We start from the raw sequence: 2,469 nt of genomic DNA on the forward strand, positions 1-2,469 counted from the left end.
GTGAAAGCCGTATTCACACCTGCAAACGCCGATGATACACTATCATAGCTTATCTCATCAAAACTGCCATCATCTTTAAAGCTCAATATCTTGAAGCTTGGAGCAACCCATTCACCATTTTCATAAACAGCGCCACCTCCAAAAGACTTCGCTATATTGGTCGCTGCTGTTTGCAAATCATCAGACACTGCAATCACATTTTGATTGGTTGCAAAAAGCTGACTACCATTAACCGCTTCTGTTGATGCTTCCGTAAGCGCTCCTGATTTTACACCAGAGAGACTACGAGCTACACCATCTCTGTTGGCAATATTAACTTCTGCTCCCTCTTTCTCAGAACCGATCTTGATCACCTGGCTCTCTTTATCCTGCTTGACAAGATTATCACTAACAATCTGATTAATCTCATTCTTAAGCTCATTATGAAGATTCGTGAAAGATGTACCTACACCTGCAAAGGCTGTCGCTACATCATCATAGCTCTGCTCTTCAACCTTGCTACCATCCTCACTCACAGTGTGAACCTTAAAGCTTGGAGACCTCCACTGACCATTCTCATAAACAGCACCACCTCCAAAATAGCTCGCAAGCATATTGCTCATCGTATAAAGCTGAGAGCCATTCACTGCATCCGTTGAACTGGCTGTAACATCTCCATGGGCAAGAGAGGTGATCTTGCTATTACCTCTTCTATCTCCTTCTCCATGCTGAGCACTAAAGGCTTCCTTATCTTCACTCCACAACAACGCATCTCCTTTGAATTCTTGTGTAATATTCGTTATTTGTTGAGTAAAATCTTGAACAACATTCGTAAGATGATTGTTGACATTCTTAATATTATTATCAACACCTGCAAATGCAGAACCAACATCTTTAAACTCTGCCTGCTGCACTTCACCCTTGTCATCAACATGCGATAATTGATAGATCGGTCCTGTAAAGGCACCTTCTTTAAAGCCTGTGTTTCCTCCCAAAATCTTGGCTACATCTTGACCTATCGTGTGAAGCTGTCCACCCGTAACCGCATCATGAGAATTCTCAGAAAGCACACCATCAGAAACATTATGCAATCCTACAGTATCCGAGCCTTTGCTTTTTCCAAAAGTTACACTCGTATAATCTGTATCACCATCTGCATTCTTATCATAATGAACGACCGCTGAACCATCTGATTGAAAACTGTTAGAAAGATCCTTCAAACCTTGATCAAGTTGCTCTTTATTAACTGCTTCATTCCCTTTTTCTGCTGCCTTAACTCCTGAAAGCCTACGATCTGCTCGATCCTTGTTGGCTATATTAACTTCTGCTCCCTCTTTCTCAGAACCGATCTTGATCACCTGGCTCTCTTCATCTTGCTTGACAAGGCTATCACTAACAACCTGGCTAATCTGATTGGTAATATTCGTAACTGCATTCGTCATCTCATTATGAAGACCCTTGAAAGAGCTATTCACACCACCAAATCCATCCGCTACATTCTGGTAAACCTTATCCTCCGAAGTGCCATCAGCCTTGAAGTGTGTTATGATAAACTTCGGTGCCCTCCATTTACCGTCATTATATTCTGAACCACCTCCAAAATATGCAGCTAGCGCATTGTTAATCGTATAAAGCTGGCCTCCGGTAATCGCATCCGTCGAACCAGAAGCAATAGTGCCATCTAAAAGACGTGTGACCTTACTGGTGCTACGATTACCTTCTTTACCATGAAGAGCAACATACGCTTGATCTTCATCACTCCATAACAAGGCATTTTGCTTAATATTATCAGTAACTTCACTCGTATTTTGCGTAATCTCTTGATGAAGCTGTGTGAATGAACGATCAACTCCTGCAAAGGCATCCGCTACACTCTGATAATTCTTATCCTGCACCGTATAAGTCGGCATAGTTCCCTTAAGAACATCTGCTCCACCTCCAAAGTACTTTGAGCTATTCTCAGAAAACGTTTTGAGATCATTCGTTACACTCGTAACATTCTGATTGGTCGCAAAAAGCTGGCTACCATTCACTGCATCTGTCGATTCTTCTGTAAGCGCTCCTGATTTTACCCCTGAAAGAGACCGTGCCGCTTCACCACTATTGGCAATGCTAATGCTTGTACCGCCTTTTTCCGCGCCTATCTTGATGACTTTTGTTTTGTCATCCTGTTTTACAAGACTATCACTCACGACATTGTTGATATGATTATTAATATTCGTGACGGCTTTCGTCATTTCATTATGAACATTCGTGAAAGAACTACCTACTCCTGCAAAAGCAGCTGCAACATTATCATAGCTCTTCTCTTCAACCTTATCACCATCAGCATTCACAGTGTGAACCTTGAAGCTTGGAGCAACCCATTCACCATTTTCATAAACAGCGCCACCTCCAAAATAGCTCGCAAGCATATTGCTCATCGTATAAAGTTGAGAACCATTCACTGCATCCGAAGAACCAGACGCAATTTTCCCATCTAAAATATGC

General features: G+C 42.0%; 1 pseudogene. It reads right to left on the minus strand.

The annotated features are described in order from the left end of the window. Positions 1–2,469 (minus strand): annotated as a pseudogene (locus ABD909_RS06725) (Vomp family autotransporter); the annotation flags it as partial.

It is taken from the genome of Bartonella acomydis (genome assembly GCF_039543025.1).
Classification (GTDB): domain Bacteria; phylum Pseudomonadota; class Alphaproteobacteria; order Rhizobiales; family Rhizobiaceae; genus Bartonella; species Bartonella acomydis.